Below are 26695 nucleotides of genomic sequence, written 5' to 3'. Positions count from 1 at the left end.
GGGGAAGCAGTGACCGACAATCGTGAAAATGCCAGTGCTGACTCCACCAAAACCAGCTCTCACCTGCTGGCCGGCGCGATCGAATTAACCCCTGAAGCACGGGCGATCCTCACCAAGCAGGTCAATCGCCGTATCGTCTGGGGTTACAAAGTGACCAAAGCCGTTTTCCAAGCCTTGGCTTGTACGCCGCTCCTCATTTCAGCGTTCTTTTTGTATGTGGGGATTACGGCTGGTCGCCTAACCATCGGCTCAGTCTTTGCCGCCTTCTTGTTCATTGCGCTCCCAGCCGTCCTTTCGATGTTTTTCCTTCGACTTGCCAATAAGCTTTGAAGTCGCGAATCTACTGTTCGCCTTTATCAAAGACGCCAGTGACTGCATTCCATCCTTTCATACCGGCCTTCCCTACCTTTCCAAACGTGTCGCCGGTCTGCTTCGTGATGTCGATGTGTTCTCGGACCTGCTGACTGCCAAGATCTTGTTGGCCTTGCTGAACATCGGCGTTGATCTGCTTTGCTGTCTTCTGCGCATCTGCATCACGGGCCGCGAATGCCGCAGCCTGGGGACTTTCCGCAAGCGAGGGAACCGAGCCTGCACTCCAACCGCTATTCGATCCATGAGGTTGATCGGGCGCGTCGCTGTCGCTCGCGCCGCCGGACTTTCGACTCGGGCGCGATTTTTTCGATGGGGTTTCCGCGTCGCCTGCCCCGGGACGAAGGCCCGCGTCGTTTGCGACTGTCCGGGTCGCCTCAGCCGCAGAGATTAACACCGGGTCCTGCGCCAGGTGGTTGTTGGCAGGCGTGGCGGCGCTTTCGTATGTCTTTGCCAGGCTGTCGGCCTGAAGGCCGTTAAATTCTTCGGCCAGGGCCATGCCCCGTTGAAGATCTTGCGGTGTCGCTCCGACCCACAATGACCGAGCATCGGACACTGTCATGCCCTTGTCCTGAAGCATCCAGTTAAAGAAGGCAGTGCCTTGATTGCCAGTGACCGTCTCGGAGCCATTCCGGACATTCGTCGCGTCCTCCGAAAGACGCGTCCCGGTCGCTTGGAGCTTGGTCGCTGTGTCTGTGATCGACTGAAGCGAGCTGAAAGTGCTGGAGTCGACGTGCCGGGCACCGTTATCTGTTGTGTGTGATCTGTCGAAAGCCGACCGTGCCGCATCGGTGCTGACACGGTTGTGCGTATCGGTAATGTCGGTCGAAAGCGTACTCATCAGCGAATAGCCGCGATCGTTCGACTTGGACTGCGTCGCGGTCGTGCTGGCTTCCTTGGACGCCTCCCCCCTCACCCCGGCCTTGGCATCCGCGCGTACCTCGGCGACGCCGATGTCACCCTTTACCCCAGCGGAAGCTTCGAGACTCGAATAGACGGTGGCGGCCGCTCTCGTCGCTTCAGCATCGGCCTCCCCTTTGCTCATATGGTGGCTGGTCTGGTAATACTGCGACAGTTGCTGAAGGTCGCTGATGAGGCGGCCTGACGATGCCTGCTCCTCGCTCGACATGCCCGACATGTTGACCGTGTTGTTGCTCCAGCCACGGAAAACCTCGTCCGTAACGGCTTTGGACCGCGTCTTGCCGACGCTGACAGAATCCGTCAGTGCCTGGCTTTGATCCAGATAGCTCTGTGAGGATTTGGCCAGGGATTCGCTGTAGCCCCTCTGACGGGCCAGATCGACGGCGCCACTGCTGAGTGCCGCATTTGCGATATTCAGGCCGTTGCCGTAGCGCGTCATCGTGACGCCATCAGCGCCAACGACGGTCGAACGGGATCGGTCCTCGTACCGGCTGGTTACATGCTGATTGGCGTTCTCGTTGTCCCAGCTATGATTGCCAACGGCCGCATTGCCCAGCGACCAGTTGCCCGACGTCAGCGAGGACGAGGCGCTTTCAGCGCCGGAGCGGAAATTGCCCAACAGGGCTTCGCCCTGGGCGCCGACGGCCATGGCCCCCTTGGTCAGGAGGCCGGCAAGGACCGGGATCATCAGCATCATCGAGCCTGCGAGCGTACAGACGTCCTGGTTGGCCTGGGCGGAGGCATCGAGTGTCAAGGCATTGAAGACGTGCGTGTCGCCGGCGCCGAAGGTCGCGGCTGCCGTGTGCGCGAACGCGTTGGCCATCATCACCTTGTGCAGGATGACATACATCGGTCCCCAAAGCTGGAGGTAGAAGAAGCCGGCGAGATAGCCCTTGGCCATGGCCGGCCCCAGCTTGGGCAGCAGGAACAGCGGAAAAATGACCGGGAAGATTCCGATAAACAACAGCTCAATGACGATCTTCAGGTTGACGACCGCCTTTTCGCCGATGACCCCGAGGAGCTTTTGGGTGTTCTGTGTTTGAAGCTCGGCCATCGTCGCCCCGAGCACACCGCTTGAACTCCCCATGTAGCCTTTGAGGCTGTCGTTTAACATGTTGCGCACGACGGCCTGTTTGATGATCGTCGTCGCACTCTGGCTTGAACCGATGGCTGTCGTGACGACATTTGAGACGTTCGCCTGTTCGGCGTTCATGTTGGCCTCAGCGACGTCCGGATCGACAGACGCCACCAGATATTTCTGGATGTTGGGCAAATCTGTGCCGAGATCTACGCCGACCTGGGTGGCGTAGTCCGCGCAGTTCTTAAGCGTGGTCGAACCATCAGCATTTGTGTAGGGTCCCATCCTGGCCGGGTTTGGCGTCGCAGTCAGGGTCTGCCACATGTCGGCCGATTTGCTCAAGGCATCGATCTGAACGGTGTTGTCCGCTACGTCGTAAAACGCGCAGTCCTGCATATAACCACGCAGATTGAGCGCCGTGCGCTGATCGCTGGGTCGTAGCGTATTGATCTTGGCGAACATTTTCGCGCCGAAGATCATGCCATGTTTGGAGAATTCACCGTCGACCGGATCGGCAAAGGCCGTCTCGGTCAACTTGATGATCCGGTCGCCAATCTGGCTGATCAAAGCTGATGAGGCACCCACACCCAAGGGAACATTGGCGACGATCGGATGGACGACACCCGGGTTCAGACGGTCCTCGACCTGGATGCTGACCTTGGGCACCCACAGCACGCCGTAGATGACGACCGCGAAGATATACCATCTCAGGATCGTGCCGACATTGAAGTCGGTCACTGCCTTGACGATGCCCATGGCCACGCCAAGCACCAGGGCCAGCCGGATCAACGAATCCATGGCATTGGCGCCCGACATCAACGCGACCGCGTTGAAGATGTCGTGGTAAAGGCCGCCGGAACCGTAAGATCGGAACTCCCACATATAAGACCTACCCTGCCGACTTGGTGCTGGTGTATATGATGGACTGGGCGAGGCGCGAGGTCGTGTCGGCCGCAATGTCCTCCTCGAACATGCGCGTGCGCTGGATAAGTTGCTGGACCGCTGTGATCCGATTCTCGATCAGCTGCTGGCGCTGGTCCAAACGACCGACGATATCCCGCAAACTCGCCCGCCAGGCCGACGTCGATTCCGCGTCCGTACCGAGGACATTGCTGGATGCCACCGTGACCTCATGCAGGTTTCGCTGAATCCACCCGATCAGAACGTCAGTTGCGATGGCATCGGCGTATTTTTCCATCTCGGCGGCGGCGAGTTCCTTGTTCGCCGCCACCTGTACGCTCGCGATCTTGTAAAGCGGGATCGTCGCCAAACCGAGAAAGTCGATTTCCTGGGTGTTCAGCGTCTGCTTGTTGATGATCTTCGTCACGATCGAATTGATAATGGTGGTCACCTTCGCCTTGAGGCCAGTGACATTGACGGTATCGCCGTAGGCGACCATGTTGAGGCAAGGATCGTCGGCGCAGTGATGGATCCTGATGGTCCCGCCGTCGAGAAGCGCCGTGATCATTCCGTCGCTGTCCGCATCGGCGGCGAAGGTTTGCATCTGAGTTTGACCATCGTCGTCGATATGGATGACGGTTGTGCCGGTCAGCGTCATCAAGGTTTCTGCGAGTTGCTTGTCCCCGCCCAGGAGCGGGTGCTTCATGATCCCTTCCCAGGCGACGTTGCGGTTATAGGCCTGCTGCTGCCTTTGGGCGTCGGATGCCGACCCGATGGTCGACTCCGCCTCCCCGCCGAAACCACAGGCGGCGCGCGCCGCCGCCTCGTCGACATATTTGCCGTTGGCCAGCCCGATCTCCATGCAGGATTTCAGGGCGCCGGATGGCAAGGCGTTGACCGCGCCGTTCACGAGCTGCTGGGCCGCTTCGCAAGATCCGATGGCGCCGAGATTGGCCTTCTGGATGATGTTGAACATCTGCTCGATCTCGTTGCCGAGCAATTCAGACAGGCTCTTGACGGCCATTTGAAACAAAAGCCCGACCGCGTTCTGCGCCACTGCTTTGAAGGTGGCGATAATCTGATCGGTGTTGATGAAGGAGAAACTACCGCCATAGACGTCGATGCCACCGCAGCCGGCCTTCACCGATGGCAGGGAAACGGCCGAAATCTGCGTCGTCGTCTGGGGCGACCGATAGGAATAGTTGCCGAGCGTGTAGTATCCGGCCTCCTGGCCCTTGTAGGCGGAGGGTCCCGCGCCGTTCGAGCTGGAGAGGCTGTCGTTCCAGAACGAATTCATCGAGCCGTCGACATTGGCGGACGCCGGCGTGACAATCAGGAGCAGGTAGGCAATGAGGGTCACGAAGAGCATCGGTTTTTTCATCGTCATTCCCTTAAAAATCCTTGCCTGGTTGGGTCGCGAGGGTGACGAACAGGCGGTCGGCCAGTTCGTCGACCGTAAGCAAACCGGCGCCGACATAGGTCAAGCAGCCCTTCGGGCTTGCGCATGGCCGCAATGTGATCTGCTTGCCGTCCGTAACGGTGATAGATAGCGGCCTCGTGTTGCCGCGCGCGTCCAGAGATGGTTTCTGGTAGATCAGGTAGGCCGGCGTCACCGGATCGGTGATCCCCCAGGCCTTCAACTGGCCCCGGTCCGCCACGAAATCAGGGAATTCCGGATTCGGCGCTCCGTCGGTCGAGATCGGCTTGACGACCACGCCGAACCTCTGGCCGAACTCCCGCACTATGGGCGAAGCTACCCTGCACGGCCCGCATGAGCCGCGATAAATGTAAAACAGCCCAATCTGGTCATAGGCGCCGCGGAAGAACAGGTCGCGGTCCGTATTGCGCGTATCGACCCATTCGGTCTTTGCGGCCGTGCTGATCGGACGTTGCAGGGTGTAATCGAGGCTCGGATCGGACCAGATCAGGCGGCGAACCGTGTCGGCGAACAGCCCGGACTTGTCCATCGTCTCCTGCTGGAAAGCATAGTATCGGCGGATGTTCTCTTCGGTCGGGTTCCACACCGCGACAAGGCGGGCATGCTCCATATCCGCCTTAAACTTTTCCGCCGCCGCCATGTCCGCTTCGTCACTCGACAGCTCCGGCGATCCTGGATTTGCGTTCGGGGATCGCACCGGATCCGGATCGGTGTCGCAATAGAACCATGTGCCGAGCTGACGGGCGCAATAGTCGCTGTCGGGACCAACCTCGGCCTTTCGACCGGCTGGCGCTGGCGATGTTTGGACGGATATGTTGGTTTGAGCCTGCACCGCAAACGGCAAGGCGGTGAATCCCAAGGCCAAGCCCAATGCCGCCAGCCTGAGGAGTTGATGTCGAATGGCTGTCATTTCTGCGGAGTCCTCGACGTGCTCATGGAATTGATGGACGCCGTGATGGCAGCAACGGTCGAGTTGGGGTCGTTGTCGGCGAGCTGGGCCAGCTTGTCGTCGTAGAAGTCCGAGAAGTCGACGTTCGAGAGATCAATCTGCTGAAACTGGCTAACCGAGAAGCCGCCGCATTGTGGATTCTTCGCGTCGCCCCACGATATGCCCAACTGGCTGTGACCGGCCTCCTCGACGATCCGGCCCAGGACCGAGCCGTAGCAGCAGTAGGTCATCTTCTTCATCAGACAGCCGAACAGACTTTTGTTGGAGCAGTAGGTGCCGATGTAGTGGCAAGCCTTCTTCTTCTGTTCAGCTGCCAATTTTTTCTCATCAGCGTTGCAGCTGGTAAGATTTGCGTCGAGCAGGAGCCCGGAATCCTTGCAGCAGTTGGAAAGCCCGCCGATCGATTTGCCGCACTTAAGCCCGTCGCCGCCGAAGATGGTCAGGGTGCCGCTGGAGCCGTAGCTGCCCGATGCCTCCTTGAGCGCATTGATCGCGCTCAGCGCCTGGGGAAGGTCGTTGTCGGGATCATCGGCCGTCGCGATGATCGCCGTGCCATTGACCCAGCTGGAATCGCAGATCGCGCCGTTCGCTGAAGGCGGTGTTACGACCGCGGCCTGGCAGGCATAGACGTGGTCGTAGGTCTGGCACGGCGACGACCCGTCATAATTCGGATCGATACAGTTCTGCTCCTTCAGGACGCATCCGCCAGGCACCTCGCAGTTGCTGCCGGTGCTGGCAACGCTATCGCAGGAATAGGTGAGGGTCGATTTCAGGCAGAAGTCCGCCGGCAGGGCCAGGGCGGCCATGATGTCCGGTACATCGCTGGCGTGCTGTGTACAGGTCGAGGTCCCAAGGGTGCAGGCCGGATTACCCGAAAATGCCGCACATGCAGTCACGTTCAGGCCGTTGTCGACGTAGCCGGCATTGGCGCAGGTATAGGTGACGGTCTTGGCCCCGCAGGTGCCCGAGGCCTGATCGATCCAGGCGCTGCAGATCTCCGAGGAGTTGGTACAACCGGTATCCGCACGCTGAGCCGAACAGGTATCGGCCTTGCGGCCAAGGTACGTTATGCCGGTAATTCCGGTATAGGCAGTCTTGCAGTATTGAAGATAGTTGGACGTCGAGCCTATCTGTTTCGGAGGCGCGCAGTTGCCGCCGTTGATCTGACTGATCATGACACCGCAACCGATGCCAGTGTTGAGACCGCCTGGGCCCGCGAAAATCACGCACTGATGAGCCTCAGTGAAGTCGCCGATGTTGGCATAGCTGGCCTGTGCCTCGTAATAGCTATCGGTCTGGCAGGTCCGGGTCGCAGACGTGAGCGCAATGTCTTGATAGGTTTGGCAGGCCTGCGATGTAGTCACGACATTATTGCCGGACTCGCAGGTGTAGATCGTTGCCTGGTCCGTTCCGCCGCGCTGGGCGTGGCAGGTCGTCGACGTCGTGCCGGTCACGCCACCCGCCGATGGCGTCGGGTCATTGGCAACGCCGAGCGCGCCTTTCACCCATGCCGCGTTTTCACTGACCGGATTTGCTGCGACATAGGCGTTGCTATGGACAATGGCCGGTTTCATGACATTGGTCGACGAGGCGACCGCGCCATCGCGTTGCAGCGTCGCGACCTCCTCCCCCGATTTCGCCTGCAGGTCACTAGCCGCACCTTGATAACCCGGCATATTCGCAGCTATGTCATTGCTGACCGCAGCACTATTGGCGCGGTCGAGCGCGGTCCGAAACTCGGCCAGGTTCGGCGGCTGGTAGGTCTGGGCCAGCGCCTGAGAGAAAAATACCAGCAACAATAGGGCCGTGGAGGCAAGACAGCGCATCTAGTCCCCCATCCTCGAAAGTGCTTTGGCCGCCACGTCAGGCGCTGCCGTCCCCTTATCGGCCAACAGGCGAAGAGCCTGGCCAAGGCTGACATTGCCCCGGACGACATCGAACGGCACGTCCGGGCGATCGCATTCGATCCCCTCCTCGCACGGCTGGACCTCGTCGGTCACCGCGATGAATGAAGGCACCCGTTCGACATGGTATTGCTGGAACACTCGGGGATCGATGATCAGGCCGGCGGGTTCACCTTCGACGAAGACGCCCTTGAGGGCAGCCTGCGTCTTGGTGAAACTGCCATCCAGCAACCCGCGGATAACGAGCACCGCCTGCGCCTTTTCAGCATCGCGGGCCAACTGGCGCAGCGAGGCCTTGGGCATCGACAGGCTGACCGCGATATAGACGACGCCTTCGGAAATCTCGTCGCTATTGAGGTAGGGATCGACCTGATATTCTTTGGCAAGGAAGGTTACGCCTCGCCGGATGCGATCGCGATTGCCATCGTTGAGTGCCCGGGCGTCCTGCGTGTACTGCTGTGCCCGGTCCATAGTCGCTCGCGGGTCAATGCCCGTGAGCGTGCCCTTCAGAACATCGGCGCGCGTTTGCGCCTGATTGACCAGGTCCTCGACCGTCGGACCGGTCACAGCCTGAGCGAAGACGTACTCACCGAGAATAGCGGCAACCAGGCCGGCGATGATAATTGGCTTAGAGTGCACAGCAATTCCTCTTCCGCCAGATGAGGAACCCCAGGTCTTCACCCTTGACCGGATAGACCTTGCCAGCCTCGTAGGGCACCGTGCTCTTGCCGATGGCATTGCAGGCGAGCCGGCCCTTGTGCGCCACCGGGTAGATTTCCTGGTAGCGGTACTGAAGCTTGTCCATGGTCGGCTGAATGATGGGCGCGCAGAGGCTTAGCGACCCGCGCGTTCCCAAGGCCAACAGTTCCCGGTGCATTTTCGCAGTGAAGCGTTCGGCTACCTGGAGCGCACCAGGAAGCGCGCCGTACTGCCCCGTCACCAGTCCCGTCATCGGATAGAGCGATCCCTGGCAGCCGGCGCACCAGAACATCTGCTGAATCGGCCGGCCGGTGGCGGTTGCCGCGACGCAGTCTGCCGCGCAGGCCATGACAGCGATGGGGTTGGAGAACAGGAAGACTTCCGGATTGATGATAGCTGCCAGTTCGTCGCTGTTCCACAGCGGGTCGAACTCGGTGATGTAGGCGACGTCGAAGCTACTCTGCTCCATGCAGACGAAGTCGGTCAGGATCTCCATCCAGGCCAGGAGCGGATAGACATAGTAGTGGACATGGTAGGCGGTGCGGTCCCCTCGCCCGTCGCTGTTCTGGACGCTGGTCTTTTGTCCGTAGCCTATGCCCGGGGAGATCGAGACCCCGCCGAGATTGACGAAGCAGAACGGCTTTTGCGTCACATCCATCAACCGGTGCGGCTCCCAGTAACCGACCTCCAGACCAACGCGGGGGACGGGTGTGCCGCAAAAACATATCGGCGAACTGGGGTTAGGCGCATCCGGACGCGTCCCCTTGAACAAAGGAATGCCACCGACCGACAAAGGGAACATGCAATCCCAGCACGGACCGGTGATCGGATTTACAAAACGGCCGGCGCAGTGCCGGGTGGCGTCGGCGGGAGACGCCGCGACGGCGGCGCCCGAGGCGAGACCAATACCCAGCAACACCAGGACGAAGGCGATGGACCGGACACACAGCTTTGGGAGGCTCCAGATCATGGCCGCACCTCGCTGATTTTCAGGAGGTTACCCTGACGCTCGACCGTCGCCGGCACCTGGGTAATGCCGAATTTCTGGACGAGGATACCTTGCTGGTCGAAATAGACTGGTACCTTGTTGGCCCGCATCAACGTCATCGGCGCGCCGCCAGTGAGGATGATAAGCGTGCGCTCGGCGCCGAGCTTTTTGCGGATACTGAGAGCGAACTTAACCTCGGCCGGGTCGCTGCCATCAATGAAGACAAGGGTTTTGTCGTAGGTCGGCAGTCGCTCCAGGGGATTGATCCGCTCGCCGGCGTGGGCGAAAACACGTCCGTTCTGATCGGCGAAATCCCGCGGCACGACGATCGATGGATCGAACAGCCAGGATTTTGGCGTGGTTGTGTGCACCACGCCCTGGACCGCTGGGGGCTCTTCGATATGCCGCCGCGCCGTCGCGGCGAATTGTTGGTTCAATTGGTCGATCTGTCCCGATTGTTCAGCCTTTTTCAGCTTCGCGCCCAGCATCTTCAGCAAATCGACCTCGGCGATGTCGAAAGTCTCACCGTAGGTGCCAAGGTCATTGCCATGCACGAGGCCCTGTCCAGCCAGCGCCAGGACAACAACGGCAACGGTGATGAAACGACCGATGATCCGCATCACATCACCGGATAGGCGCGGCCGACCAGGCGCGAGGTGTTGATGAGGCCGATCATGGCATAACGGGAATCGAGCGAATCCGTGCTGGGCGTGACCATGAAATAGTGGCCGGGCGGGATGGTGCCCGGCTGAGACATCGCAGCGGGATGTCCGGCCTTGTCGGCGGGCTTTGCCATGCCAATCGACCGGCCATTGATGAAGAATTCCCGGCCCTTGACGGTCACGACATCGCCCGGGACGCCCACCACATGCTTGGTGAAGCGAAAGCCGTCGGGGTAATAGGGATTCGGCGGCGCCACAAACTCGAAAAACTGGTCGCGAACGGGTGTCTTGTTGCTCTTGTCGATGAAGAAAGCCCAGTTAGGCAGACTGTCCGTCTCGTTCAAAGCAAGCTGATATCGGTTGCCGATAGCCACGCCCAGATTGGACAAGACCGCGGTTGCAACGATCGCCCACAAGATCATACCCGCCTTCCGCTTCGTGAGCTTGGGCTTAAGACTACTGGGCCAGGTTGAGTGCGGCATTGCCGGTCCCTCCCATGGACAGAGCGCCCGACTTAAGTGCCTGGTCGACGGCGCCCGAGACCTGCGGCGTCAGATCCAGGCTGTCTCCGGTCAGAACGCACTCGCGCGCGAAGACAACCATGCCCTTTTGCTTTGCCGATTGGGCAAGCAACTTCTCGGTCGTCGCCAGGAAGATGCGAGTCTTCAGCTGGATCATTTCCGGCGTATTGGAAGGATCGGCCGCGAATTGCTGACCGTATATCCGGCTCAACTGCGTGACGGAGACAGTCGCGATGACTGGAGGCTTGTTCACCTCGATCTTCCAGAAAAGCCCCGCCATGACGAACAGGTTTACGACAAGGAGGCAGACGCCGGCCTCGCCAAGCGAAACCTTCAGGCGGAACCTTGCCTTGGCCCGATCTGCAAGCCTCGGCGGCACGACGGGTGAGTCATGAAAATCAGCCATTGATGAGCACCTGTTTGGGACGGCGCGCGATGACGACGATAAGCAGATTGAGGGCGAAGCCTATGGCCAGAACCAGGTTGATGGGAATGCGCGCAACGTCCGAGGCACTCTCGTAATGGCGCAGAAAATTGGCCGTCTCGTGCATCCAGGAGTCGACCCGCAGTCCGAATACCAGCAGGGTTTGGACGACGCTGACCGTGAATGTGATGGCCAGGCTTTCCAGATGATGCCCGAAGTCGACGTCACGCAGGACACCGATCAGAACGGCAGGCAAGGATTTAGGCTGCGTCGGCATCGATCAACCCCATGGCATTATACTGTTTGCGTATGAAGGCGCGCCGGTCTCGCTCCGACATGGCCAGATAGTCGTCGACGAGCTTCTTGATCGGCTCAAAACCCAGCAGCATCCTCGCGTATTCGATGTCCTTGTCGGTGAAGCGGCTCTTTGTATCCTCTTCGAACGCGACCCGGCGAACGGCCTCAGCGACATCCAACCCCTGCTTGATAAGGTTCTGCACCGCGAATAGAGTGTCCGGCTTTGTCGAATAAAGCGTCAGCGAGAAGCGATCGAGCACCAGCCGACCCAGAGCCTTGAAGGCAGGGCCGCGAATGAAGGCTTCCGAAAACTCGCCTTGCGAGGTGCGCAAGGATCGCATGACCGTCAGGTCGCCGGCCGACGCCTGCAGTATGCCTTCCTTCTCGAAGGCGGCGATGGCCTCTTCCTTCAGGCGCAGAATGACATTCCAGTCGCTGTTGTTGATGCAGGCGCGGCCGCCAGCCGTCTGCTGATAGTCAGCGAGGGACTGCGTGCCCGTGATCAGCGCCCCGCCCTCTTTCCGGCACCGGCGCGCGAAGCCTTCGATGTAGGGCCCTGCGGCGCCATCGCCGAGCAATTGCCAGGCTTCGTCGATGAACAGCGCCTTTTTCAGCGACCGGCCGCCGTGCTTCATGCGTTGGCGGATCAGCATGAGCAGGCCAAGGATGACCGAGGCCCTGAGCTCCTTCTTGCTCTCGATCGGCGACAGCTCGAAGACGGTGAAAGGGTTGGTAATGCTCAAGGAGCATTGGCCGTTGTAAAGCGCGTAATAGGAACCACCCTGGATGTATTCCGACATCGAAAGCTTCATGTTGCGGCCCATCTCGCCTTGCGTCCGCTCAAGGTGATTTGCGACGCCGTCGATGTCGCCGTCGGCGCCGCGCTCTTCCCAGACGGCGTTGACCGACTGTGCGATGGCGCCGATTTCCTCTTTCGACGTATCTCCGCTGCCGCGCGCCATTTGCAGGACCAGCGCCCGGATGGCCTCACGGCACTCGTCCTTGTATTCCTCGTCGGCCTCGGCCAGTGCATGATCGAACATCGAGAACGGATTGAGGCAGAGCCCGGAATTCAGGGTGAACTCGATGAACTGGCCCTGTTGGATGCGGCAGGTGTTCTCAAACGACCGCCCGTCGTCGAGCACCATGACGTGGGCGCCAGCGCCGCGCAGGCCGCCCGCCATGTCCTGCATGAAAACCGATTTGCCGGAGCCGGAACTGCCAATGACCGAGACATTGTGGTTGCCGCCGCCCGAGCCTTCCGCTTCGTTGGCGAATGGGCTCCAGAAGAAGGGCTGCCCCTTGCGGCCCAGGAGCAGCATGTGCGGAACGTCGCAGCCTGTCGTCTCGCCCTGCAGCGGCGCCAGGAGCGCCATGCAGCTGGTCGGCATAAGTTTCAGTCGCTGGAGGCTGCGGAAGTCATCGCAGAGCCCCTGCCCCATCGTCAGAGGAAGGCACGCCAGAAGCGTCTGCAAATGCAGCACGTCGTTCCGACTGAGGCCAAAACCGGCATTCGCCCAGATGGATTTCAGATAGCGTTCGGCCTTCTCGCCTTCGCCCAATGGCGTTATGGAGGCGACGTACAGCGACATTTCACAAAGCTTCGCGCCCTTTGAGACTTCGACATTGGCATGGTCCCAATCGGCAGCCGCCAGCGCTACGTTCGGAAAGAACTTGCCCGTGGGTCCGGCCGCCTGCTGGCTGGCGCGCATTGCCTTCAACTCGGTGTGGGACTTGGTCTTGTCGTAGGTCCAGGGAGAAAAATACAGGACCGTCAGGTTGGAACCCATCGGTTGGAGTTGTGCATTGAAGAAATCGCCGATCAGCGATCCCACCACACCCTGGTGGCAGATTTCTGGGTATCTTTCCGCCGAGAAGGTGCGGATTTCGAACCGCTCAGTTGTGGCCTCATCGGTTACAGGACCTGTCTTTCCGAAGGCGTCACCCGCGAACCAGGCCGAAGTCGTAAGACGTTCCCGGTAATGCGTAAGTGTCGTGTCGCGCGCCACCGCCTGCTCACGGATCGTCATTTCGGGGTCGTAGGGCGGCGTCTCCAATCCCAGGCCGCTGGTCGGATTGAGGACGGCACGCAAGAAACTGAGTAATTCGGTGGGCCGGACCACGGTCACCGATCCCCCGAGGGATTTGAAGGTGCCGTCTATGGTCTGATGCAGATCGTGGAGCGCCTTGCCCGCGTCGCCGGCGGCACTTCCCTTGAGTTCGAAGGCCAAGTAGATGCGGTAGTCGCGGACGAACATCGGCGCGCTGCGCGACATCGACGACCACACGCCCGACTTCAGGTGCTGCCGGCGATGGTGCGCCAGTTCTACGAACACGCCGCCGCCGGCCGAACGCGCCTTCGCCCAGCGATCCAGTATCCACCCGACCTTGGGCGAGGACCAGTTGATGATCTGGACGTGGATACCTTCCGGCAGGCTATCGTTGAAAATCTGCGCAATGATGTCGTGCTTCGCCTCGGTCAGATCGCCAAGCGGCGTGACTTCGAGGATCAGGCCGGCGGTATCGTCTTGCTGGTACAACTGGTGGACGCTGTCCCAGGACAGATAGGGCAGCTTGGCCGCGAGAGACGGCGGTACGTCGCGGTCAAGCGCGGACATTGGCTCCGGCAGATCATCCCAGAAGATACCGCGCGCCAGCCTGTGCGCCCTGGCACGAATGCCAGCCATCATGCCGTTGAAATCCAATCCCCGCATGGCCGACCTATTCCTTCTCAGGCGTAGGGGACGCCGGCGGCGGCAAGCTCGCACCTGGCTCCGGAGAAGCCGTGACGGGCACCGGCGGTGCGATCCACCATTGGGCCTTGCGCATCACCGCATAAACCTCGGCTCGGTCGTGATAGTCGCCCTGCGCGTCCACGTAAGGCGCGAGGAGGATCCGCATCGTCTGGTCGTATTCGCGGCGGGGCGCGTCTTCCCGCGTGACCGACGTCGGAGCAGGTGCATCCCACCAATTGGCGAGCCGGGCCCCAAAAATGGCGGTTCGAGGCACTTGCTTGTCCTGGCCGGCCGACCTGTTGTCGATCTCATGGATCGAGGCGCAGGTTTGATTCCCAACCGCTCGGCACGACCAGCTTTGGGTCGTGGTACTTTTGCTCGCACAGGCCGTAAGGACAAGCTGCAGAATGAATATGGCAAAGACCTTGGTCATGATTTGGCTTCCCCGAAGGCCTTCAGGGCGTCCAGGGCGAGGTAACCCTGGTTGACGGTTCCATCGGCACGGATGATGGTGGGCGTGCCGGAAACGCCATGCGCCTGCGCAAAGCGCGTATTGGCCTCGACGGCCGCGGCTGCGGCTGCGCAGTCCGATCCGGTTTCTATCTTGCCGGAGGTGTAAGCTTTGATGGAGGCCGCGGGCCGGTCCTTGGCGCACAACACGATCCGGGCCTTCGTGGCGCTCTCCTCACCCAGAATGGCGATCGGATACTCGGTCACCTCAATGCCCTTGGTCGTTGACAGTTCGGCGAACAGCATGCGGCAGTAGCCGCAACTGAAGTCGGAGAAGACCTTGATCTTGATGGGTGCGCCGGGATTATGGATGACGGCGTTGGCGAGCGGCAGGTCGACGTCAAGCTTGGCCAGGGCAGGAACTTGTGGCGCTGTGCCCTTGGCCGGTGCCGAGGTCACCTTGTCCGTGGCGAGGTCCAGCGCGGCCAGCTGTTTCAGCCGTTCGTCGGTCAGGTCGAGCTTTTTTTGCAAGTCGATCAGGGACCCGACGACGATGTAACGTCCGTCCCGCGTGGCATAGAACAGATTCTTCCCGGCGGTCACCTCGCAGAGCCCGTCGACGGCGGTGTCGCAGTTGATCGACGTGATCCGGGTGTTGGGGAAATCAGCCTGTATCCTGGTTTTGAGGCTCGTGGCGTTCTGCGGCAGGAAAATGACGCCGGCGACGACGACTGCGATCGCGGCGACGCCGAAGAGGCCGATGACACCCACGGTTTCCCGGTTCAGGTTCGTTTTGGTCCAGGCGGGGATCATTTCGTGCTGCCTTTATTCGTAAAGCGAAAGCCGTCGAGGAAGACCAACTCGACATCCATGCCGGTCGGCATTTCGATGACGGGTTGATACTGTTCCGCGCGTTTGATGTAGTAGTCGGCGAGCATCGAGGAGGCATTGCCAACGCCTGTGCCCAATGCGTCCTGCGCTATCTGGGAGGACGAAAGCGGTACCGTGGCGAGACTTCCGCCCGTCCCCGTCGTGGTGATGGCGGTCTGGCTGCGCTGGACATTTGTGCTCATGGCCTGACCCAGGCCCTGGAGCGTCCCGGCGACCATCGCCTTGCCGGCAAAGTTGCCTTCCCGCGAGACAACGCGCCCGCGGACCCCGGACTTGCCCATATAGGTGACGTAGCCGTCGACCTTCGAGACGAGGGTATGGTTTCCGTCGACCGCACAGGTGATCTTCTGCAGCTTGATATAGACCTTCTCGCTCGACAGCTCCGCGAACGCTGCGCCATTCACCAGGCAGCCGTTCAGGTTGCTTGACTGGTATTTGCCGTCGGCGCCCACGCCAATGGCGCTGCCCTCGATCCGGAATAGAACCGGCTTGGGATCGGCTGTCGACGCAATGCCGGTCTGCATATCGACGCCGACGAGAACCTTGGCCAAGACGTAGGAATTCGGCGCGACATACTGGGAACTATCGTAGATACTCACCTTGTCCGTGCCTGCACCGTCTCCAGCTGTGCCTGCGGCCGCCGTTGAAGCCGCTGGGGCCGCTTCAAGGCTATTTCCGACCGTGAGGAGCCGGATAGACCGTTTGGGCGCGCCAGCCCCCTCCCCTGCCGTGGCCGTGGCAGCGAAAAGCGGTGACGCTGCACTCTGAGCGGGGGGAATAGAGGCAGCGTCACCTGGCGCCGGGGGTTGCGAGCCCGTCTGGTTGTAGGCTGCGCCCTGGCGTGTTCTGGGTACATAGGTTTGGACAGGGGGATCGTTGAGCACCACTCCCGGCTGTCCGAGCATCTGGTTCTGGCTGGTAAGTTGGGCGTTCTGATCCATAGTCGTTTGCAGTTGCTGTTGCAGGTCGGCCATCTGGCCGCGCAGCTTCGTATTCTCCGCCTCAGGACTGATTGCGGCCGGTGCTGCAACGTTGGCCGTGGCCAGGCTCCTTTGTTCGAGCGCCTTTTGCTGCACGGCGGCTGCGCCCGCCGGCTTCTTGAAATTCATCATGTAGAAGACCAGAGCGCCGAGGACAGCCGCCGCGCCGACGATCAGAAGCCAGCGAAGGTTTTGCCCTCGACGGGCCTGGACGTTCGGATTGCCGATGTCATCGACGGACTCGGGGATCGGGTCGGGAATACTCACTGGGCCTCCTCCGCGATGTAGACCCGCGCACTGTCGCCCGGTTTGAGCATCTCGTGGCTCACACCGGCGGCAATCACATGTTTGACGAGGAACTGCTCGGCCTTCAGGTCTTGGGGAACCGTATCGCGATTGGTGACGTAGAGGACGATGCCGCGGATGCCGGCAGCGCGGTAGTAGCCAACGGTCCGGATTTTGAGGTGCGCGGTCGTCTCGCCCTCGTCGTCGACAGGTGTGTAAGTCACGCCGTCAGTAACCTGGCTATTGAACATCAGTTTCATGAAGGCCGTGACGGTCTCAGCATAGCCGTTGACTTTCAGCGAGGCCGCACCCGTCTGAGCTGTCGCCTTTATTTCCGGCACGAGTTCGATGGTCCTGGCCGCTCCGTCACCTGGGTGCAGCAGGACCTGGACCGTTTCGCCCTGGTCCGTGGTGACGAACAGGCTGAAGGTTCGGCCGGCCGTATCACCGTCGAAACCAACAAATACGTCGCCGGTGGCGGGATCGTTTTGCACGAGCAGCTGGGGCCCGGACGGGTCGTCGAGACTACGGACAGCCGTGATCTTCTCGCCCTGGACAAGCAGCCGCGACATCTGCATGGCCGAGACATCGACGGAGACCCTCCCGTCCTTGACTGAAATCACCTCTGCGCAGGCCAGGGAAGCGAAACAGGCCACGCCGAAGACCGGTGCAGCGAATAGGAGTTTGGCTGTCATCACATGCCCTCCGACGTTTGTATAGGTTTGACCTTTTCGCCTTTGGCGTCTTTTGGATCGATTTCGGCGATCGACAGGAGTCGGACCAGGGTGCCGGTCTTGCTCCAGTGGAGGGCGTAGATCTTCGGTTGGTCGTCGATCACCTGCGTCCCCTGCATGATCACCAGCCGCCCCCTCACCTCCGAATACAGGTTCGAAGGGTCTTCGAAGAAATCGTCCGGGAAGAAGGCCTGGGAGGTGTGGGTAGCCTCGGCCCTGGCGCTCTCCTTCTCCAGCGCGACCTTCACGCCCTCGAAGCTCGTCGGGTCCATGATCCTTTGGGCCTTGCGCTCGAAATACCGCGAGGTTTCCGGTGTTTTGTTGAGGAAGAGCCAGGCGACGTCACGCGACATGTCTTCGAGATATTCCGCATCGACATGACCGTTGGCGTCCAGGCTTGCGTCGGCCGGCAGGGTCGGGACGAGAATGATCCGGCTGCTGTTCATCAGGCAAAGCGACAGCACAGCAGTCGACGTCAGGCTCAATGCCAGCAGTCCGCCGAGCACAACCGACCGCTGCGCGAAGAGTTGCCGCTCCTTTTGGGTTTTCTGAAAGTCCATGACCTAACCGACCAACAGGCGTTCATGGGACGCCGGCGTCTTCTTGAGGCCGAACGTGCTCGATGGCAGAAGCCAGTACGCCGCCCAGAGCAGCCGGTTGAGGTTGCCTCCCTTTTTGAGCCGGCGAAGCAGCCAAAAGCCGATCGCCGCAACGATTAGGCCCACGAGGAAATTGCTCACAATGGTCAGCACGACCAGCGGCGCCACGACCACGACCAGTTCGTCCGGTGTGAAAATGAAATAGCGCTCAGGTTCGTCGAGATGTTGGGGGATACGGGTATTCATTTGGACCAGACTTCATTGGGCTGGCGCAGCATTCCCGTACTGCGCCAGTTAGTTTCGCTCGTTCCGGCAAGGCCGGGTGTGTGTGAAAAGGGGAAGGACGACGCCTCCCCTGCCCCGCCTAGAAGGTCGCCGTTGCCAGGGCGGAGACGATACCCGGGCCCGTAGCGGCCGTGAGACCGATGCCGGCGGCGCCGGCAATCAGGCGCCAGTCAAACTTCATGACCAGGCCGACCAGGGCCGAACCGATTCCGGCGACAGCCGCGAGCTTGCCGAGCGAACCGGTGGACCAGTTGGTGATCGTGGTCGTCGCGGCGGCGAAGGTGGTGTCAGTTCCGGCGATTGCGCTGCCGAACAGGGCGACACCGGCGACCAGTGCACCAAGGACAATGGCGTCCTCGACGATGTTCGTATTGTTGACGAGGTGGTTCCGCAGATCGGACGCCTGCGCGACAAGCTTTTTCATATGTGAGAGCCCCTTTGAGACCAGATTACGACGTACCCGCGAGGTACGGCGGACGATTCACATTTTCCTAACTATCTGTCAAAACAGTAGATTCCGGAAAAAATTGGTCCTTGTCCGGGGATTTCCGCCCATGGCAGGTTTTTGCCGACACAAGCTCAGGTTTATCGGGATCAGGCCGGGAAAAACCGGCTTCGCGACGGAAAAAACCTGCCCGATACCGTATTGGCCTAAGCGCGGTTCAATGTATGATTCGTCGAACGGTGGCTCGCAAATACTTAGCTCTGTGACTGTTTTTTGATAGCGATGCTTGTGAAGGCGTTGTTTCCTTTACGTCAACAGCGTAGCCCAATCGCAACCCAAACAAAAAAATGCTACCCGCTAAAACGACAGGTTGCGCTGAGAGTTTTTTTGATTTATGCGGGCCAACTTCTCAGTAGCGTCATGTGACGGTTTCGCCTCAACAGCGAATTATCGTAACATTTTCAATTTGTTTCATGTGTTTTTGTGCGAAGTTGAGTGCGTGAAGGTTCGCCTGGCTTTGCCGAATTAAACGAGCGTCCGGCAAGGGGGGGATGAGATGGTGGATCTTTGGAACGTTCCTGAGGCCCTGTATACGGCCGATATTATTACGGCTCGGGTTGCCGAGGCGTTACAGTATGCATTCATGCTATTGAAACAAAAACGCACCGGACGTGCATTTGTGAGAAAAAATTTAATTCGTGATTTAGGTATAAATAAGGATACGTTGAAGATTTATATTACACCGGTCCTGGATGAGAACTACAGGCTCGTCAGCGGCCCGACGAAGATTGAGCTGTTTCACAACATCATGCTCGAACTCGGCGTAAAGCCTTGGCAGCTCTACGAAGCCGCCGAAACAAGCAATAGCTATCGGGAATTCATCGAGAAGGTCAGTCGCATAGTCCTTGGAGATGAGGCCAAGGTCGCATCGGCGAACGACGAAGGGCGATTCCCCTCCCCTACAAAGCGAGCAGTGTGATGTTCGGCAGGTCGCTTTCTATCTTTGCTGTTGCACTCCTGACGGCCACGACTTCCGTGACGAGCCTTGCTTCAACGGCAAGTTCAGCTCGTCTTCGCGATCCAGAGGTCTTTCATGCTGGGTATTTTCCGGATTTGCTCGATGAGTTGTCCTATGACCCGGATGTACGGATCGCCTTGGGCAGGGCCGGTTTGGAGACGTTGTCCAGGCAGCGCTCAGTGCGCGGTTTCACAGCGGAGAAAAATTTGCGATCGCCTGGGGGATTGGTCGCATTGGTTGCCCGAGAGGGCTTCGAGGCCGGCATGGACCCTCGTTATCTTGTTCGCTTGGCCCAGAGGGAAAGCAACTTTGATCCCTTTGCTGGGGCTCAAACGTCTACGGCGTTTGGCTTGTTCCAGTTCACTGAAAATACCTGGCTCTGTAGCCTGAAGGAATTCGGTCCTGCGCTTGGAGTTAGCGGCGCAGAGGCGATCTGGCGAAACAGGCGAGGTGTGTGTGAAACTTCGACGCGAGGAGAGCGGGCTCGTTTGCTGGCACTTCGTTCGGATGCATCTTTGAGCACCAAGGTTGCGGCGGCTTTTTCGCTTAAAAACTATCGGGTGCTTTCCTCGGAATTTGGGCGGCGCCCTAGCGCTAGCGAGTTGTATATGCTCCATTTCTTTGGGCAAGATGCCGGGTTGCGGTTTCTGGAAGGCTACGCATTGAGGCCTTACCTGCCGGCATCTTTGTTGGTTCCGGACGCGGCGGCCTCGAATGGCCGGATATTTTTCACGTCTGGTGGCCGACCTAGAACTGTGGGTGAGGTCTTTGACCGGCTCAGATTGGCCGGATTGGGGCGGTTGTGATGCTTCCTATTCCGAATGCACCTTGGGTGGCAGCGATTCGCGAATCGGTTGTTTGCGGCCCTCAAATTTTTGGGTTTGCAGCCGTTTTGGCTGGACCCGAAGGAGGTTTTGTTCCGTTTGGTTTCTTTTTCGAATGCCCCTTACTACGATGTTTGCGGTGTCTCAGACGGGGTTTTCCAAAGAGTTATCCACAGGGCGGTAGTGTTAATATAAGTGTTATGTATGTGTTACGCGGTGGATAAGTGTTGGGAACTTATTGAATCGATACAGGGTTTTTGAAGGGGTTTGTGTGTGATCTGTCGAAGAAATGTGGGTGATATGTCGAACCTGCGTGGGTGAACTATCGAAAGCAATTTTCTATGATTTTTGGCCTTCCCTGACGTGCCGATTGGTTTGTTGCGTGTGTGAACTGTCGAAGTGCCTTGACTCTGTGTTTGAAATGTCGATGCTTCGAGTCTCGGACGTGTGTGAACTGTCGATACTTCGCCTGTTGTGTGGGTGAAATGTCGAAAACAGGCGTCATGAGCAGGCAGGTTTCGAGCGAAGTGTAGGGAGGGTGTGTGTGAAATGTCGAACGGCCTGGAAAGTGTGTGTGAAATGTCGAAGTGCTGTGCGTGTGTAAAATGTCGAATCCTTGGCGACTGCTCAGGCGGGTGTGTGTGAAATGGCGAAAGAAAAACCTGCACAGCCTCAGTTGGACCTGATCGAATCAGACACTGAAGATACCGATCGCGGAGATCATAGCCGCTCTCCCCTCCTCCCGACACGGCATGAGAGCGATTTGTTCGTCTGCGATATCCTGGACGCTGTTCCCAAGGCGGATATGGCCTCGATGGAGCACCCTATTTTTTCCCTTTCGACCAAGCCTGACCTCAACATCAGGAAATACCAGCACGGTAATGTCTTCGTTGAAGTCGCGCCATCTGTGCGCGGCATGGCGACCGTCCACGATCGGGATATTTTGATCTATTGTATCAGCCAGACGATCGCCGCGTTAAACCAGGGGCGGCCTGTTGCCCAGACCGTGCGCATGAAGGCCTGGGACTTTCTCGTTGCGACTAATCGAATGACAAATGGCGAAGCCTACGAGGGGTTAAAATCGGCGCTGGAGCGATTGGCCGGTACCCGCATCAGCACCAACGTCGCGACGGGTGGGCAGGAGGTTTTTGAGAACTTCGGTTTGATTGAAGGGTCGAAGATAGTCCGGGCTACGCGAGACGGACGAATGCAGGAGGTGGAAATCAAACTGGCCGACTGGGTATTCAACGCCATTCAGGCCAAGGAAGTCCTCACGCTGCACCGGGACTATTTCCGGCTCCGGAAGCCGCTTGAGCGCAGGATGTACGAACTGGCACGAAAGCATTGCGGGCAGCAACCGAGTTGGGCTATTTCTTTTGAAATCCTTCAAAAGAAATGCGGATCGACCTCGACGTCGCGGGAATTCCGTCGGCTGGTGAAAACCATCGTCAAGCAGGACGAAGAGCACCACCATTTTCCTGACTATGCCATCGACATCCAGGACGAGAATGTCGTCTTCACAAACCGACGCTCGGCGAAATTTAAGAACAAAGCAATTGCGGCAGCAGGCGCGTCGACGGGAGAACCGAAGATTGATGCCGATTGCTTTGCGAAGGCTCGTAAGGCCGCACCAGGTTATGACGTGCAGGGCCTATTCCATGAGTGGGTAAGCTGGTGGCGCGATAGCGGTAGCCCCGAACTCAAAAGCCCGAACGCTGCGTTTTTGGCTTTTTGTAAGAAGCGACATGAGCGGGCGCCATTGAGCAAGCGATAGCGCCTCCCCTCCCCTTGCCAGTGCAATAGCGGCGTAGATAAGTACTGCACCCTATCAAACCCTAGGGTTCTGCACGGGCGTCTAGGGTGCCCTTCAATATTGCGCGGCCCAATAGCGGGCAATATTGAATTGTATCGCACGGCTTGACGCGATAGTGCGCAATATTGTTCGCTATCGAGGCCTATTGAGTAACGCAATATTAACCAATATTGGGCGATATCGGACCCTACGATATTGCCCGATAGGGTAGCTCAAGCGGTTTGATGAGGACGCCCCATGCCAGTGATTACATTTGCCAATTCCAAGGGTGGGTCTGGCAAGACCACGACAGCGCTGCTTCTTGGTTGTTTTCTGGCTCAAAAAACCGGTGTGACGATCATTGATGCCGATCCGCGGCGTCCGATTTCAAGCTGGGCCCAAAAGCCGGGTGCTGTGCCGGAACGTCTCAGCGTCGCCGGCGGTGTCACCGAAGAGAACATCCTCGAACTCATTGAGAAGGCGGCTGCCAAGGATGCCTTCGTCATTGTGGATCTCGAAGGGACGTCCTCAAAGACAATGGGTTACGCTATCTCCGCCAGCGACTTCATCGTGATCCCTTGCAAGGAACAGCAGCAGGATGCAGAGGCGGCTGTTCAAGTCATCAAGAATATGAAGCTCGACTTCAAGATGATGCGCCGTGAAATCCCGTTTGCGCTGCTCTTCACCATGACCAAGTATGTGAAATCGCGGGCCTCGAAGATCATCGTTCAACAGTTCAAAGAGAGCCCGATCCCGACCTTCAATACCGAAATCTATGACCGGGACGCGTATTCCCAGATATTCCTCCGCGGGGGCACGATCTACGATCTCGGCAAAACGTCGAACAATCTTGAAAAAGCCTACGAGAACATCGCTGAATTCGGGGCAGAACTCATCGCAAAAATTCGTGAATCCGAACGGGAAGCCGCAGCATGACCAATTCATCGACCGCCACGCTAAAGACGCTCGACATTGATGACCTGGGCCTCGATTCCTTCAAGCCAAAGGCGCCCCGTTCCCCCGATCCAGGCGCGCCACCGGAAACCATCAAGACCGCTGCGCTTGCCAAGAAGCCTGAAAAGAAGGCGCCACCGCCTGCAACGGTGTTTCCCTCAAGGGAGCCCATCCAACCCAAATACCAGCAAGTAAACATGCACATCCGTTCGGATGTCGCAGAACGCTTCAAGGCCTTGGCCGTGAGGGACCAGTACACGACCTGGAAATACGGCCAGATTATCGAGTTCCTGCTCGACCATTACGAAAAAACCAGCTGATAGCTCTTTTCCAATCCATCGAAACGGCAGGTTGGAGAAGGGGCGAGGGCGAGGCTTCCGCGCAGATTTTGCGTAGGAGGTTACATGTCCCTGGTTCAAATCGTCCGTGCGACAGGCGGCGAGCTTTACAATGGCGGTCTGAGGGCCTCTATCCCGGCGCCTGGCCATAGCCGGGCTGATCGGTCCGCTTCATTGGTCATAGGTCGCACAGGCCGCGTTGTTGCTTTCAGCTTCGGCGGCGCTACGGCCTTTGAAATCCTGGATGATCTAAGGAAGAGGGGCCTTATCGACAGGGCAGGCTACCCCGGTGCGAGAGGACCATCGATACTGCAGCCTTCGTGCCCGTCGGACGGACAAAAACGAGGCGTCGCCGAAGATCTTTGGAGCGCCGGCGTCCCGTTGCCTGAGACCTTAAGTGCCAGGTATCTCCACGAATACCGAGCGATTGCGCGCGACCTGGTCAGGATAAAGAGTGTTCTGCATAATCCGGCGTGTCGCGTGGCTGCCTATCAGCGCAACAGCCGGTTCACCCGGCCAGCACTTATGAGCCGGATCGTAACACCACAAGGTCAAACGACGGCGGTCGAGCTTACCTACCTCGATCCAACCGGCGACCGCGATGCCAAGCTGAAGCTCTCGCGCAAAACCGTCGGCGTTGTTCCGCCAGGAAGCCTTGTCCAGCTTGATGACCCAGCCTATGAAATGCTTGTGGCGGAAGGCGTCATGACGGCGCTGTCCGCCTCGGATTATTTTGGCCTTCCCGCCCATGCGCTTCTTGGCATTCGTAACCTGCGTGCCTTCCGGCCTCCGGCCTGTGTGCGCTCAATCCTTATTGCGGCTGACCGAGGCGTGGAAGGTGAGTGGGCAGCCGTAGCCCTGCGCGAAATCCTTGTTTCACTTGGCTTAATGGCGACGGTGCATTTGCCGCCAGAACGGTTTCGCGACTTCAACCAAATGGCACAGGTCATGGGCCGGCGGGCAAAAGAAGAGGGGGAGGGAAGGGGGAGGGTGACTGGTCGCTGAGGATAGGCCTCACCCAGTTGATGGAGACTACCAATGAACCCGCAAGCATCCCAGCTGTCCCGCGTCGTCGTCGCCTTGAAGGATCTCGACATCGCGCCGGAAAACCCACGATTTCTGGAGCCGGCCGACGAATTGATCCCCGACCTCGCTCAGAGTCTGGCTCCCGATGCCGCCGGCCAATTGCTTCCGCTCCTGGTCCGTAAAGGCGGCAAAAAGGAAAAACCCTACATGGCGCTGGACGGTCGTCGTCGCTTGTTGGGCTTCCGAATGCTCCTGGAACAGGGCCTGATTACCAATGATCTCGAAATCACGACCGAGCTTTGCGAAACCCAGGAAGCTATCGCCGCCGCTCTTGTGACCGCCAACGGCGCCCGTCTGCCGGTCGGTCCCGCCGACAAGATCCTGGCCATCCGCGCCATGGCTGAAAAGAAATTCTCGGCCGACAAGATCGCGCGAGGATTATGCATGGACCTGGCCGAAGTGAAGAAGTTTCAGGTCGTCTCGCGCGTCCACCTCGACGCCATCACGGCATTCAAGACCAAGTTCATCGACTTCAACACTCTCAAAATGATCGCGCGCATTCCAACGCTGGCTGAGCAGGGAGCGGTGATCAGCAAGGGCCGGCAGTATGGACACCTGAGCGTCGGCCAAGTCCGTGACTACCTTGATCAGGAAGGTTTGTCGGCCGCCTCGTCGATGATGAAGATCGTAGGCTTAGGCGCCTACGTTGAAGCCGGCGGAAAGGTTTCAACCGACCTCCTGAACGAGTTGCCCGACATGTGCCTGGACATGCCCATTGCCGCTTCGCTATGGGCCGAAAAGCTCCAACCGTTGCGGGACCTGTTCGAGGGATTGGGTATAACGACCTTGATCAATCCCGACTGCGACGCGGAACTTCCCGAAGAATTCGGCGACCCTGGCTATCGGTACAGCCGAAGCAAGGAGGAACGGGAGGCTCTTGCCGAGGCCCAGGCCAAATTGGCCACGGTCCGCGAAGCTTTGCCGCCGGTGCCGGAAGATGGCGTGTTTGAGATCACCGGACTGGCGCCGTTCTGCAAGGCCCTGTTCGACCAGGAAGTTGCTCGTCTGGCCCCGATGCCGGTCCGGGCCGTCCTCATCGTCCCCGGCGACAGAACCCTGCTGGAATTCAAGTTTCACACCTACGTCGACGACATCAGCGCCTGGGAGGAGTCCAAACGTGCAGCGCTTGATGCCACTGCAAAGGCAGAGCCGCGTGTCTTTGATACCGTTCCGGAACGAAAAATCCTGATCGATACCGACGGCGAGAGCAATGCCTTTCACCGCCTGGCAACTGAGATGGCCGTGCGCGGTTTACAGTGTTCCTTGGCCGGCTCGTTCTCAGCGGCGCTCAAACTGCAGGTCTGCAGCATGTTCGAACAGGTGGTTCTCTCGCAGCAGGGTAGCTACATCGACGACCGGGCCCTGAAGGTCAGCTACACGCGCAATATCCAGGCTGCCAATTACGGCGCAGTAGAAGGTCTGGACCAGGGCCTGGTTCAGCGCTTGCTGGAATTCAAGGATGCCTATGCCGAGACGGGACTGCGGCCCTACGCGTGGGTTTCCAGCCTGGCATTTGGGCAAATTCAGGAGCTTCTCGCGCTCACGACCGCGGCGAGTCTGTGGATCACGGAGGACGCGACCAATATGATCCGGAAGAAGGCACGGGCGCTGATGCAGGAGGTCGCCGAGGAGATCGACCACGACATCCGGACCCACTGGTTCCCGAGCGCTGATTTCTACGCAAAGTGCTCGAAGAAGCAGTTGCTCGGCTTTGCCGACCGTATGGGCTGTGAGGGCGACACCCTGGGGACGATGAAAAAGGGTGCGCTGGCCAGCTATATCGCGGAGCAGGGGGTTGCCCATCAATGGGTGCCTGCGGCGCTCAGCTTCGACAACAACGCGGAACTGGAGGCGGAAGATGATGCGGCGGACGCGGATTCGGACGATGCCGCGGGCGCAGGAAACGTTGAGTTGGAAGGCGACGAGGAATTGGAACCCGAAGAGGAGCCTGTCCCAAATGACGCTGTGACTGGAGGCGATGAACAACTGTCAGAGGCAGCATAGGCCCTGAACTATCCGGCCCTCGCTGTTCTGGCGGGGGCCATTTTCATGCCGGCGTTCGAATGGCCTGGTTGGCGAAAGAAGAGGGGAGGGAGGGGAAGGCTGATCTCAACCGGGCAAAGCCCAAG

At 59.1% G+C, this 26695-nt stretch carries 26 protein-coding genes; 8 read left to right on the top strand and 18 right to left on the bottom strand.

Features of this window, described 5'->3' with window-relative positions; genetic code table 11:
- Nucleotides 1-9: 9 nt before the first annotated feature.
- Nucleotides 10-330, top strand: a complete 321-nt coding sequence (locus tag ABI_RS00455; RefSeq protein ID WP_040308405.1) for a hypothetical protein — start codon at nucleotides 10-12, stop codon at nucleotides 328-330.
- Between the two features lie 10 nt (nucleotides 331-340).
- Here the strand turns inward: ABI_RS00455 and ABI_RS00450 are convergent, their stop codons facing one another.
- The 18 genes from ABI_RS00450 to ABI_RS00365 form a co-directional block, all read right to left on the bottom strand.
- Nucleotides 341-3250 (bottom strand): conjugal transfer protein TraG N-terminal domain-containing protein, encoded by a 2910-nt coding sequence (locus tag ABI_RS00450; protein ID WP_006270820.1) that lies wholly within the window; start codon nucleotides 3248-3250, stop codon nucleotides 341-343.
- A 7-nt stretch (nucleotides 3251-3257) separates the two neighbouring features.
- Nucleotides 3258-4649, bottom strand: coding sequence for a conjugal transfer protein TraH (locus ABI_RS00445; protein WP_157138654.1), 1392 nt, complete (start codon nucleotides 4647-4649; stop codon nucleotides 3258-3260).
- Between the two features lie 10 nt (nucleotides 4650-4659).
- Nucleotides 4660-5616 (bottom strand): conjugal transfer protein TraF, encoded by a 957-nt coding sequence (locus tag ABI_RS00440; RefSeq protein ID WP_006270818.1) that lies wholly within the window; start codon nucleotides 5614-5616, stop codon nucleotides 4660-4662.
- Nucleotides 5613-7481, bottom strand: coding sequence for a conjugal transfer protein TraN (traN, locus tag ABI_RS00435; RefSeq protein WP_006270817.1), 1869 nt, complete (start codon nucleotides 7479-7481; stop codon nucleotides 5613-5615). Before traN ends, ABI_RS00440 begins: the two co-directional genes overlap by 4 nt.
- Nucleotides 7482-8198: a type-F conjugative transfer system pilin assembly protein TrbC gene (gene trbC / locus ABI_RS00430; RefSeq protein WP_006270814.1), complete on the bottom strand. Its 717-nt coding sequence runs from the start codon at nucleotides 8196-8198 to the stop codon at nucleotides 7482-7484.
- Nucleotides 8188-9228, bottom strand: a complete 1041-nt coding sequence (traU, locus tag ABI_RS00425) for a conjugal transfer pilus assembly protein TraU (RefSeq protein ID WP_006270813.1) — start codon at nucleotides 9226-9228, stop codon at nucleotides 8188-8190. Before traU ends, trbC begins: the two co-directional genes overlap by 11 nt.
- Nucleotides 9225-9866, bottom strand: coding sequence for a type-F conjugative transfer system protein TraW (traW, locus tag ABI_RS00420; RefSeq protein ID WP_006270812.1), 642 nt, complete (start codon nucleotides 9864-9866; stop codon nucleotides 9225-9227). Before traW ends, traU begins: the two co-directional genes overlap by 4 nt.
- Nucleotides 9866-10330, bottom strand: a complete 465-nt coding sequence (gene lepB / locus ABI_RS00415) for a signal peptidase I (RefSeq protein WP_006270811.1) — start codon at nucleotides 10328-10330, stop codon at nucleotides 9866-9868. The genes traW and lepB overlap by 1 nt, the downstream gene beginning before the upstream one ends.
- 34 nt (nucleotides 10331-10364) lie before the next feature.
- Nucleotides 10365-10835 (bottom strand): TrbI F-type domain-containing protein, encoded by a 471-nt coding sequence (locus ABI_RS00410; protein WP_040308404.1) that lies wholly within the window; start codon nucleotides 10833-10835, stop codon nucleotides 10365-10367.
- Nucleotides 10828-11130: a hypothetical protein gene (locus tag ABI_RS00405; protein WP_040308403.1), complete on the bottom strand. Its 303-nt coding sequence runs from the start codon at nucleotides 11128-11130 to the stop codon at nucleotides 10828-10830. Before ABI_RS00405 ends, ABI_RS00410 begins: the two co-directional genes overlap by 8 nt.
- On the bottom strand, nucleotides 11114-13864 hold the full coding sequence (locus tag ABI_RS00400; protein WP_083811350.1) for a TraC family protein: 2751 nt from the start codon (nucleotides 13862-13864) through the stop codon (nucleotides 11114-11116). Before ABI_RS00400 ends, ABI_RS00405 begins: the two co-directional genes overlap by 17 nt.
- A gap of 7 nt (nucleotides 13865-13871) precedes the next feature.
- On the bottom strand, nucleotides 13872-14318 hold the full coding sequence (locus tag ABI_RS00395; RefSeq protein ID WP_040308402.1) for a TraV family lipoprotein: 447 nt from the start codon (nucleotides 14316-14318) through the stop codon (nucleotides 13872-13874).
- On the bottom strand, nucleotides 14315-15148 hold the full coding sequence (locus tag ABI_RS00390; protein WP_006270806.1) for a DsbC family protein: 834 nt from the start codon (nucleotides 15146-15148) through the stop codon (nucleotides 14315-14317). The genes ABI_RS00395 and ABI_RS00390 overlap by 4 nt, the downstream gene beginning before the upstream one ends.
- Nucleotides 15145-16473, bottom strand: a complete 1329-nt coding sequence (locus ABI_RS00385; protein ID WP_006270805.1) for a TraB/VirB10 family protein — start codon at nucleotides 16471-16473, stop codon at nucleotides 15145-15147. Before ABI_RS00385 ends, ABI_RS00390 begins: the two co-directional genes overlap by 4 nt.
- A complete protein-coding gene (locus ABI_RS00380) occupies nucleotides 16470-17186 on the bottom strand; it encodes a type-F conjugative transfer system secretin TraK (protein WP_006270804.1) in 717 nt (238 codons plus the stop codon). Before ABI_RS00380 ends, ABI_RS00385 begins: the two co-directional genes overlap by 4 nt.
- The gene (locus ABI_RS00375) at nucleotides 17186-17785 is read right to left on the bottom strand and encodes a type IV conjugative transfer system protein TraE (RefSeq protein ID WP_083811349.1); all 600 of its coding nucleotides are present in this window, start codon (nucleotides 17783-17785) and stop codon (nucleotides 17186-17188) included. Before ABI_RS00375 ends, ABI_RS00380 begins: the two co-directional genes overlap by 1 nt.
- 3 nt (nucleotides 17786-17788) lie before the next feature.
- A complete protein-coding gene (gene traL, locus ABI_RS00370) occupies nucleotides 17789-18070 on the bottom strand; it encodes a type IV conjugative transfer system protein TraL (RefSeq protein ID WP_006270802.1) in 282 nt (93 codons plus the stop codon).
- Between the two features lie 118 nt (nucleotides 18071-18188).
- Nucleotides 18189-18533, bottom strand: a complete 345-nt coding sequence (locus ABI_RS00365; protein ID WP_006270801.1) for a hypothetical protein — start codon at nucleotides 18531-18533, stop codon at nucleotides 18189-18191.
- 577 nt (nucleotides 18534-19110) lie between these two features.
- Here ABI_RS00365 and ABI_RS00360 point away from each other — a divergent pair.
- The 7 genes from ABI_RS00360 (at nucleotide 19111) to ABI_RS00325 (ending at nucleotide 26570) form a co-directional block, all read left to right on the top strand.
- On the top strand, nucleotides 19111-19533 hold the full coding sequence (locus ABI_RS00360; RefSeq protein ID WP_040308401.1) for a hypothetical protein: 423 nt from the start codon (nucleotides 19111-19113) through the stop codon (nucleotides 19531-19533).
- Entirely contained in the window at nucleotides 19533-20378 is an 846-nt protein-coding gene (locus ABI_RS23310; protein WP_050808159.1) for a transglycosylase SLT domain-containing protein, read from the top strand. The genes ABI_RS00360 and ABI_RS23310 overlap by 1 nt, the downstream gene beginning before the upstream one ends.
- Nucleotides 20379-21042: 664 nt before the next feature.
- Nucleotides 21043-22170, top strand: coding sequence for a replication initiator protein A (locus tag ABI_RS00345; RefSeq protein ID WP_006270799.1), 1128 nt, complete (start codon nucleotides 21043-21045; stop codon nucleotides 22168-22170).
- A gap of 276 nt (nucleotides 22171-22446) precedes the next feature.
- On the top strand, nucleotides 22447-23124 hold the full coding sequence (locus ABI_RS00340; RefSeq protein ID WP_006270798.1) for a ParA family protein: 678 nt from the start codon (nucleotides 22447-22449) through the stop codon (nucleotides 23122-23124).
- Complete coding sequence (locus tag ABI_RS00335; RefSeq protein WP_006270797.1) at nucleotides 23121-23462, top strand: hypothetical protein; 342 nt, start codon at nucleotides 23121-23123, stop codon at nucleotides 23460-23462. Before ABI_RS00340 ends, ABI_RS00335 begins: the two co-directional genes overlap by 4 nt.
- 84 nt (nucleotides 23463-23546) lie before the next feature.
- On the top strand, nucleotides 23547-24485 hold the full coding sequence (locus ABI_RS26730; protein ID WP_006270796.1) for a DUF7146 domain-containing protein: 939 nt from the start codon (nucleotides 23547-23549) through the stop codon (nucleotides 24483-24485).
- A gap of 33 nt (nucleotides 24486-24518) precedes the next feature.
- Complete coding sequence (locus ABI_RS00325) at nucleotides 24519-26570, top strand: ParB/RepB/Spo0J family partition protein (RefSeq protein WP_006270795.1); 2052 nt, start codon at nucleotides 24519-24521, stop codon at nucleotides 26568-26570.
- The last annotated feature ends 125 nt before the right edge of the window (nucleotides 26571-26695 follow it).

The organism is Asticcacaulis biprosthecium C19 (assembly GCF_000204015.1).
Lineage (GTDB): Bacteria > Pseudomonadota > Alphaproteobacteria > Caulobacterales > Caulobacteraceae > Asticcacaulis > Asticcacaulis biprosthecius.
This window is presented reverse-complemented; position numbering and strand designations above follow the sequence as displayed.

Bases quoted from the DNA above. Each gene is read 5' to 3' on its own strand.
- ABI_RS00345 (WP_006270799.1), top strand. From the start codon at position 21,043: ATGGCGAAAGAAAAACCTGCACAGCCTCAGTTGGACCTGATCGAATCA.
- ABI_RS00360 (WP_040308401.1), top strand. From the start codon at position 19,111: ATGGTGGATCTTTGGAACGTTCCTGAGGCCCTGTATACGGCCGATATT.
- ABI_RS00325 (WP_006270795.1), top strand. From the start codon at position 24,519: ATGAACCCGCAAGCATCCCAGCTGTCCCGCGTCGTCGTCGCCTTGAAG.
- ABI_RS26730 (WP_006270796.1), top strand. From the start codon at position 23,547: ATGTCCCTGGTTCAAATCGTCCGTGCGACAGGCGGCGAGCTTTACAAT.
- ABI_RS00340 (WP_006270798.1), top strand. From the start codon at position 22,447: ATGCCAGTGATTACATTTGCCAATTCCAAGGGTGGGTCTGGCAAGACC.
- ABI_RS00400 (WP_083811350.1), bottom strand. From the start codon at position 13,864: ATGCGGGGATTGGATTTCAACGGCATGATGGCTGGCATTCGTGCCAGG.
- ABI_RS00335 (WP_006270797.1), top strand. From the start codon at position 23,121: ATGACCAATTCATCGACCGCCACGCTAAAGACGCTCGACATTGATGAC.
- ABI_RS00440 (WP_006270818.1), bottom strand. From the start codon at position 5,616: ATGACAGCCATTCGACATCAACTCCTCAGGCTGGCGGCATTGGGCTTG.
- ABI_RS00390 (WP_006270806.1), bottom strand. From the start codon at position 15,148: ATGATCCCCGCCTGGACCAAAACGAACCTGAACCGGGAAACCGTGGGT.
- ABI_RS00410 (WP_040308404.1), bottom strand. From the start codon at position 10,835: ATGGCTGATTTTCATGACTCACCCGTCGTGCCGCCGAGGCTTGCAGAT.
- ABI_RS00380 (WP_006270804.1), bottom strand. From the start codon at position 17,186: ATGACAGCCAAACTCCTATTCGCTGCACCGGTCTTCGGCGTGGCCTGT.
- ABI_RS00375 (WP_083811349.1), bottom strand. From the start codon at position 17,785: ATGGACTTTCAGAAAACCCAAAAGGAGCGGCAACTCTTCGCGCAGCGG.
- ABI_RS00395 (WP_040308402.1), bottom strand. From the start codon at position 14,318: ATGACCAAGGTCTTTGCCATATTCATTCTGCAGCTTGTCCTTACGGCC.
- traU (WP_006270813.1), bottom strand. From the start codon at position 9,228: ATGATCTGGAGCCTCCCAAAGCTGTGTGTCCGGTCCATCGCCTTCGTC.
- ABI_RS00445 (WP_157138654.1), bottom strand. From the start codon at position 4,649: ATGAAAAAACCGATGCTCTTCGTGACCCTCATTGCCTACCTGCTCCTG.
- traW (WP_006270812.1), bottom strand. From the start codon at position 9,866: ATGCGGATCATCGGTCGTTTCATCACCGTTGCCGTTGTTGTCCTGGCG.
- traN (WP_006270817.1), bottom strand. From the start codon at position 7,481: ATGCGCTGTCTTGCCTCCACGGCCCTATTGTTGCTGGTATTTTTCTCT.
- ABI_RS00405 (WP_040308403.1), bottom strand. From the start codon at position 11,130: ATGCCGACGCAGCCTAAATCCTTGCCTGCCGTTCTGATCGGTGTCCTG.
- lepB (WP_006270811.1), bottom strand. From the start codon at position 10,330: ATGATCTTGTGGGCGATCGTTGCAACCGCGGTCTTGTCCAATCTGGGC.
- traL (WP_006270802.1), bottom strand. From the start codon at position 18,070: ATGAATACCCGTATCCCCCAACATCTCGACGAACCTGAGCGCTATTTC.
- ABI_RS00365 (WP_006270801.1), bottom strand. From the start codon at position 18,533: ATGAAAAAGCTTGTCGCGCAGGCGTCCGATCTGCGGAACCACCTCGTC.
- ABI_RS23310 (WP_050808159.1), top strand. From the start codon at position 19,533: ATGTTCGGCAGGTCGCTTTCTATCTTTGCTGTTGCACTCCTGACGGCC.
- ABI_RS00450 (WP_006270820.1), bottom strand. From the start codon at position 3,250: ATGTGGGAGTTCCGATCTTACGGTTCCGGCGGCCTTTACCACGACATC.